This window comes from Marinobacter sediminicola, from assembly GCF_031157525.1.
GTDB classification, from domain to species: Bacteria; Pseudomonadota; Gammaproteobacteria; order Pseudomonadales; family Oleiphilaceae; genus Marinobacter; species Marinobacter sediminicola.
This window is the reverse complement of sequence record NZ_JAVIXR010000019.1, coordinates 22,234-28,544: the sequence shown is the minus strand read 5'-3', so window position 1 is coordinate 28,544 and position 6,311 is coordinate 22,234. Positions and strand designations below refer to the sequence as shown.

General features: G+C 53.8%; 7 protein-coding genes. 2 read left to right on the top strand and 5 right to left on the bottom strand.

Annotated elements, in window-relative coordinates; all coding sequences use genetic code 11:
* Window positions 1-69: 69 nt before the first annotated feature.
* Window positions 70-1,284: an acyl-CoA dehydrogenase family protein gene (locus tag RG807_RS17155; protein WP_309045973.1), complete on the bottom strand. Its 1,215-nt coding sequence runs from the start codon at window positions 1,282-1,284 to the stop codon at window positions 70-72.
* Between the two features lie 167 nt (window positions 1,285-1,451).
* Between RG807_RS17155 and RG807_RS17150 the strand changes: the two genes are divergently transcribed.
* Window positions 1,452-2,345 carry a LysR family transcriptional regulator gene (locus RG807_RS17150; RefSeq protein ID WP_309045972.1) on the top strand — a complete coding sequence of 298 codons (894 nt, stop codon included), beginning with the start codon at window positions 1,452-1,454 and terminating at the stop codon, window positions 2,343-2,345.
* On the opposite strand, the gene RG807_RS17145 is transcribed toward RG807_RS17150, so the two are convergent.
* A complete protein-coding gene (locus RG807_RS17145) occupies window positions 2,339-2,695 on the bottom strand; it encodes a hypothetical protein (protein ID WP_298450013.1) in 357 nt (118 codons plus the stop codon). The two genes, RG807_RS17150 and RG807_RS17145, sit on opposite strands and share 7 nt — an antisense overlap.
* 183 nt (window positions 2,696-2,878) lie before the next feature.
* Here RG807_RS17145 and RG807_RS17140 point away from each other — a divergent pair, with 183 nt between their 5' ends.
* The gene (locus tag RG807_RS17140; RefSeq protein ID WP_309045971.1) at window positions 2,879-4,033 is read left to right on the top strand and encodes an isocitrate/isopropylmalate dehydrogenase family protein; all 1,155 of its coding nucleotides are present in this window, start codon (window positions 2,879-2,881) and stop codon (window positions 4,031-4,033) included.
* A 57-nt stretch (window positions 4,034-4,090) separates the two neighbouring features.
* Here RG807_RS17140 and RG807_RS17135 read toward each other — a convergent pair whose 3' ends face one another.
* From RG807_RS17135 to RG807_RS17125, 3 genes are all read right to left on the bottom strand, one after another.
* The gene (locus tag RG807_RS17135) at window positions 4,091-4,663 is read right to left on the bottom strand and encodes a YceB family lipoprotein (protein ID WP_309045970.1); all 573 of its coding nucleotides are present in this window, start codon (window positions 4,661-4,663) and stop codon (window positions 4,091-4,093) included.
* 94 nt (window positions 4,664-4,757) lie between these two features.
* Window positions 4,758-4,949, bottom strand: coding sequence for a CPXCG motif-containing cysteine-rich protein (locus RG807_RS17130; protein ID WP_298450007.1), 192 nt, complete (start codon window positions 4,947-4,949; stop codon window positions 4,758-4,760).
* A gap of 9 nt (window positions 4,950-4,958) precedes the next feature.
* Complete coding sequence (locus RG807_RS17125) at window positions 4,959-6,185, bottom strand: pyridoxal phosphate-dependent aminotransferase (protein WP_298450005.1); 1,227 nt, start codon at window positions 6,183-6,185, stop codon at window positions 4,959-4,961.
* Window positions 6,186-6,311 lie beyond the last annotated feature (126 nt).

Here is a 6,311-nt window from a genome sequence, read left to right as displayed (position 1 = left end):
GAGCCAAGCGTACATGGACGTATTCACAGCGTGTTTCAGAAAGCCGGCCCCGCCCGCTCCTACACCAAGTTATGAGTTTTTATACTTGCGCAGTTCAAGACGCGCAACCGTCGCGCGATGCACTTCATCCGGGCCATCTGCCAAGCGCAGTACACGAGCATAGGCAAACAATTGGGTCAGCGGGAAGTCGTCATCACTCACACCCGCACCACCGTGAATCTGAATAGCCTGATCAACAATGGTTTGCAGCATGTTTGGAATCACCGCTTTGATCATGGCGACTTCCTGAATGGCACCTGCAATGCCTTTGGTGTCCAGAGCCCAAGCGCATTTCAGGGTCAGCAATCGGGCCTGTTCAATCGACATGCGGGCGTTGGCAATGATGTCCGGGTTACCGCCAAGCTTGGCCAGTGGGCGTCCAAAGGCTTCACGGCTCAACGACCGCTTCACCAAAAGCTCCAGCGTACGCTCTGCCGCGCCAATTGCGCGCATGCAGTGGTGTACTCGGCCAGGCCCAAGGCGACCTTGGGCAATTTCAAAACCGCGGCCGGGGCCTGCAATAAAGGCGCTCTTGGGCAGGCGAACGTTTTCGAACAGCACCTGGCCGTGGCCGTAGGGCTCGTCGTATTCACCGAATACTGGGAGCATGCGCTCAATGGTTACACCCGCTGCATCCATAGGTACAAGAACCATGGAGTGACGGCGGTGCTTGTGGGCGTCTGGGTCTGACAAGCCCATGAAAATAGCAACCTTGCAGTCCGGATGGCCAACACCTGTGCTCCACCACTTGCGACCGTTCAGTACAACCTCATCGCCTTCCACTACGGCTGTTGCTTCCATAGTAGTGGCATCGGAGGAAGCAACAGCTGGCTCGGTCATGCAGAACGCGGAGCGGATTTCGCCGCTAAGCAAGCGTGGCAGCCATTCCGCTTTTTGCTCCTCGGAGCCGTAGTGAATGAGCACTTCCATGTTGCCGGTGTCGGGCGCGTTGCAGTTGAAAATTTCGGGGGCAATAAAGCTGCGGCCGGTTTCTTCAGCAATCAGGGCGTAATCAGAGTTAAGCAGGCCACAACCATGCTTCTCATCTGGGAAAAACATATTCCATAGGCCCTGTGCCTTTGCCTTTTCTTTCAATTCTTTGATGATTGGCAGTACAACCCAGCGATTTTCCAGAGACGCCAGCTCCTTCTGGTACTGGGCTTCAATCGGGAAAATTTCTTCCGCCATAAACGCTTTTACACGCTCGAGATAATCCTGACCCTTCTCGGAGATACTGAAATCCATTGCCGAACCCTCTCAGAAATTGAACAACATCTATTAGATAGACTAGCAAACGGTGCGATGAATATAAGCACTATGAAACCAGTCTAGGGTTGCTCAAACTATTACGCGACTGAATTATTCTTATCGTTTACTATTAACAAAACTAATCCGCATAGAGATTAATAACTATGGCCGGGAATCGTCTGGATCTCAACCTACTGCATGTATTTGACACGATTTACCGAGAAGGCAGCCTTACCCGGGCTGCGAAGGCGTTGCACCTTACCCAGCCTGCTGTTAGTCATTCCCTGTCTCGACTGAGAGACCATTTTGACGACCTTCTGTTCACCCGCCAGGGCAACCAGATGGTACCCACGCCTTTGGCCAGGCGCTTTCTGGAATCCATGAAGCCTGGGCTTACCCAAATTCAGGGTGCGGTGAATCAGTTCCACGCCTTTGACCCGGCAAATCAGCGTAAAACCTATTCTTTGGGGCTGAGGGATGTTCTGGAATCAACGTTTCTACCGCCGCTGATGCAGCGGTTAAACGCCTATCCGGAGTTGGAAATAGCTAGCAAGCGCATTCCCCGGCGGGATATGGAAACGCAACTGGCTGCAGGCAAGCTGGACTTTGCTGTGGATGTTTTGTTGCCAGTCAGCAACCAAACCTCCCACGAGCTTCTCAGGCAGGACAGGCTTGTAGTTCTGGCTCGGGAGGGCCACCCGCTGACGGCCAACCCGCTGGATATGGGCGGTTACCTTTCTGCGCGCCACGTACTGGTTTCGTCACGCGCAGAAGGGCCGGGAATTGAGGACTTTGAGCTCTCAAGGCTCGGAGTTCAACGCAGTATCCGACTGCGCTGTCAGCACTATTACGCCGCTTGCCGTGTAGTGGAACAAACAGACTTGTTACTAACCATGCCTGAAACCTACGCCCAGATCATTTCAGAGCGGGCAAATATCACCATCATGAACCCGCCAGCCGACCTGCCATTAGTCGATGTACACCTGTACTGGCACACAGCCTACGGTCAGGAGCCGGCGCTTATCTGGCTCAGGGAACAACTCAAAGCGATTCAGTAAGCCCCTACGGCCATCAGAAAGCCGAAGAAGCCAACGGCAGTAATACCCAGGGAGGCCAACACTATGCCGAACCCCCACCAAATGGCCGCGCCATCGGAAATAGCCACGCCATGCCCTCGCAGGGTGCGATAGAACGCCCAGGGGCCGAGTACAAATGCCCCAACCACTGCAAATACCATCCCAATACTGATGCCCGCAAAGGTCCATGTGGCGAGTTCGGTAGTGCGATCTGACAGGTTCTCAGTAACGCCCTGACGCTGCAGAAACTTCTTGCAGAAAAACCATACCAGCGCGAAAAGCGCCGCCACAAATACCAAGCCGCCAATTATGGTAAGAAGTCGGTAAAGCAAAGTTGCCGTCCTGTCGTAAATGGAACCAATAAAAAGCGCGAATGCGCCAATTGCGAACACACTATAGCGTCGGGCTGCGGGCGGGTAAAAGGGGTTTATTTCCTTCACTGGTGGCAACCCCGGTTTCCCTGACTAAACTGGGTTGGTTATCCATACGAGTCAATTTGAAAAGGAGTCTCCAAAATGGCCCAAACTACCCGCATTGCAGTGACACCGGGCGACGGCATTGGCCCGGAGGTTGTGGGGGAAGCCATACGCTGCCTGGAAACCCTGCGCACCAAGCACAACCTCAGCCTTGAATGGAATGAGTTCCCATGGCCTTCTCACGCTTGGCATCAAGCACATGGCGAATCCATGCCAGCGGATGCGTTAGCCCAGCTCAAAGCTTACGACGCCATTCTGCTTGGAGCCCTGGGTGATCCAGGGCCTCTGGAGGACCCGAATCGCTACCTTTTGACCGACAGCGTTTCACTGGCACCTCTGCTGGAAATGCGCAAAGGCTTTGATCAGTGGGTATGTGAGCGCCCAGCCCGACTGCTGCCCGGTGCCCGCCAATATCTCGCTGATGAGCGTGCAAAAGACATAGACATGCTGGTAATCCGCGAGAACTCCGAGGGTGAGTACGTTAGCCAGGGTGGGCGTTTGCGTCAGGGCACTGAGGATGAAATTGCGACCCAGATGGAGGTGTTTACCCGCAAAGCTACCAACCGAATCATTCGCTACGGGTTCGAGCAAGCCCGCACCCGAGCAGCCGAACGCGCAAAAGAAGGCCGCACCAGAGAGTTTCGCACCCTTGATGGCAGCACCTGCGAAAGCCAGGTGTGTTTGATCACCAAACGTAATGCGCTGCGTTACTGGGGCGATATGTACACTGAAACCTTCGAAGAAATCAGCAAAGAATACCCGGATGTGGCCACCCACCATGAACTGGTAGATGCAGCCTGCATGAAGTTTGTGCAGGCCCCCTGGGCATTCGATGTAGTAGTTGCGAGCAATCTTCAGGGGGACATTCTGACAGACCTTGCGGCCGTGCTATCCGGCGGTATGGGCGTTGCCCCTTCCTGCAACCTGAACCCCACCGACCCGGACATGCCATCCATGTTCGAGCCAACCCATGGCAGCGCTCCGGACATCGCAGGCAAGGGCTTGGCAGATCCAACCGCCATGCTGTTTACCGCAGCACGAATGCTGGAATGGTTTGGCAGGAAAGATCCGGTGATGGCAGTAGCTGGTAAGGAACTTTTTGACGCGGTAGCGGCGGATCTGGCAGAAAATGCGGGTGCACGGAGGGGAACAAAGGAGATCGGAGAGGCAATCTGCCAACGCCTGTCAGCCTGATCGACCGCTGAACCAGAGCCAGAAAACAGCACCTGGCTCTGGTCCACTAAATATTGCTTACTTGTCAGCCATTACAAATTCAAGGCGCCCGGGCGCTACCCGAACATCCATAGGCACCATTCCAAACATACGCTGGGCCATGTTGGTGTCGTCCAGACGATATACCGGCATGGTTTCCAGCATTTGGGCCACAACGCCCATCACGGTGTCTGTAACGGGCGCAAGATCACCCTTGAAAAAGCCGGAATCAATGCTGCTTTCAAGCAACTTGATCCTGCGAATATAGATGGCTTTTTCCTTGCTGTCATAAACTGGAGCACCTTCCACTTTCAGCGCGATATCAACCGGAAGTTTGGCCAGAAAAGCATTCAGCGCCACCTGCCCTTTCAGATCAATCACTGCCACATCGCGACCATCTGGCCCCAGAGTAATGTCGGCATCACTAAGGCTCATGCTAAGCGGAGAGCCGTTCTTTAACTGCGTGCGGTCAAAATCGCTCACAACATCCTGCAGGTGCCGCTCCAGCTCACCTTCCGATATTGCATAAGGGGACATGCTGGCACAGCCACTCGTCAGAGCAAAAGCCAGCAACATTAAGCCCCAAAGGCCATTAAGGCGTGTATATTTCATCGTTTAATCTCCGTGGATTGACCCCCTATCCTGCGGCAGCATGGGAGGCGAGACAAGATTGGCAGATTAATGATCGGTCAGAATCCGGGGTTTACTACTCGTTTTCGGCCCGGGCCTCTACGTGCGGGGTAAGATTATCATCGAAAACCACACGCAATAGAATGGGCTGACAGCATACCTGACAATCTTCAACATATTCCTGTTCCGCCACTGAAGGGTCGACGCTGATATCCAGCGCCTCCCAACAATAGGGGCACTGGACAAGAACCGAATCCAGAGCCGACATAAGCACTCCTCAGAACTTCTGTTTGGCCATCCACGGAATGATACGGTCAAACGCCGCATCAAGTTTCTCACACGTAGTAGAAAAGCTGATTCGAACGGCATTGGTACAGGCTTCGCCAAATGCATCTCCCGGCACCACACACACGCCGGTTTCTTTGAGCATTCGCAAGGCCAGATCTGACCCATCAACATGGGGTGGCAAGTCCGGGAAGACAAAGAATGCTCCTCCTGGCTTATACCCGGTCAGGTATGGGGTCTGATCAACCAGCTCCACTACCTTATCCCTGCGCTCCCGATAGATGGCCAGCATGTCCGTTACGCATTGCTGGTCACTCGTTAGTGCTGCCACACCCGCATATTGTGAGGGCGTATTGGCAACCGACGTGGTGAACATGTGGTAGCGCCGTAGGTATTTGATTGTGGCCTGGCTGGCAATGACCCAACCCACACGCAGCCCCGCCATACTGTAGGTTTTCGAGAAACTACTGATGCACATGATGTTGTCCAGATCCACAGAGCAACTGAGAACACTGGCAAAATCTTCATCATCAAAAATCATGTGGTCGTACACCTCATCGGCATACACCTGTATGCCCCGATAGGCGCACTCTTCCAGAATGGCTTCCACGGTACTGCGGGGATATACCGCCCCAGTAGGGTTATTCGGATTATTCAGTATCAAGGCAAACGTACGCGGCCCCATGGCTGCGATCACTTCGTCGGGATCAAGCTGATGATCGTTTTCCACACGGGTCGGTACAAACTTCACTTCCCCCCCGTTCATGCGGATGAGTGGCGCGTACAGCAAAAAAGAAGGGTCTGTAACGATAAATTGGCGGCCCGGTGCAGATGTCGCCGAGATAGCCAGATACATGGCCTCGGTTGCTCCGCTGGTCACCAGAATATTATCCCTGGTGAGTTTTCGGTTGTATCGCTTGCCGTAGTAATCCCTCAAGGCCACAAGCAGTTCAGGCAAACCGGCATCCATGGTGTAGCCAGTTTGTCCTGCATTGAGGGCGTCAATATAAGCATCAATAACATGCTTGGGTGTAGGGAGGTCAGGCTGGCCAATCGAAAGATGAATTACATCCTTCATAGTGGCTGCCATATTGACCATGCGCCGAATCCCCGGTACCGGAATCGCCTGCATCGCAGGGTTCCAACTGGCCTTCGCCTTCCGGTATTTCACTCTCCGCACTTTATCCTCGCCGGTATCTTTATTGGCGCCATTTGCCATAACAACCTCCTACAACGGGAACGGGAGGGCCAAAACAGACCCTCTTGCAGGTTAGTCAGGAAAATCCGGGCATACAAGGTAATGCAGGGACGGGCTTGATAGGTACAAGTACCCACCAGGATCAAC

What these genes read in the sequence shown, in the direction of transcription:
- RG807_RS17135 (WP_309045970.1), bottom strand. Translation starts at nt 4,663, where the DNA reads ATGAAATATACACGCCTTAATGGCCTTTGGGGCTTAATGTTGCTGGCT.
- RG807_RS17130 (WP_298450007.1), bottom strand. Translation starts at nt 4,949, where the DNA reads ATGTCGGCTCTGGATTCGGTTCTTGTCCAGTGCCCCTATTGTTGGGAG.
- RG807_RS17125 (WP_298450005.1), bottom strand. Translation starts at nt 6,185, where the DNA reads ATGGCAAATGGCGCCAATAAAGATACCGGCGAGGATAAAGTGCGGAGA.
- RG807_RS17155 (WP_309045973.1), bottom strand. Translation starts at nt 1,284, where the DNA reads ATGGATTTCAGTATCTCCGAGAAGGGTCAGGATTATCTCGAGCGTGTA.
- RG807_RS17150 (WP_309045972.1), top strand. Translation starts at nt 1,452, where the DNA reads ATGGCCGGGAATCGTCTGGATCTCAACCTACTGCATGTATTTGACACG.
- RG807_RS17140 (WP_309045971.1), top strand. Translation starts at nt 2,879, where the DNA reads ATGGCCCAAACTACCCGCATTGCAGTGACACCGGGCGACGGCATTGGC.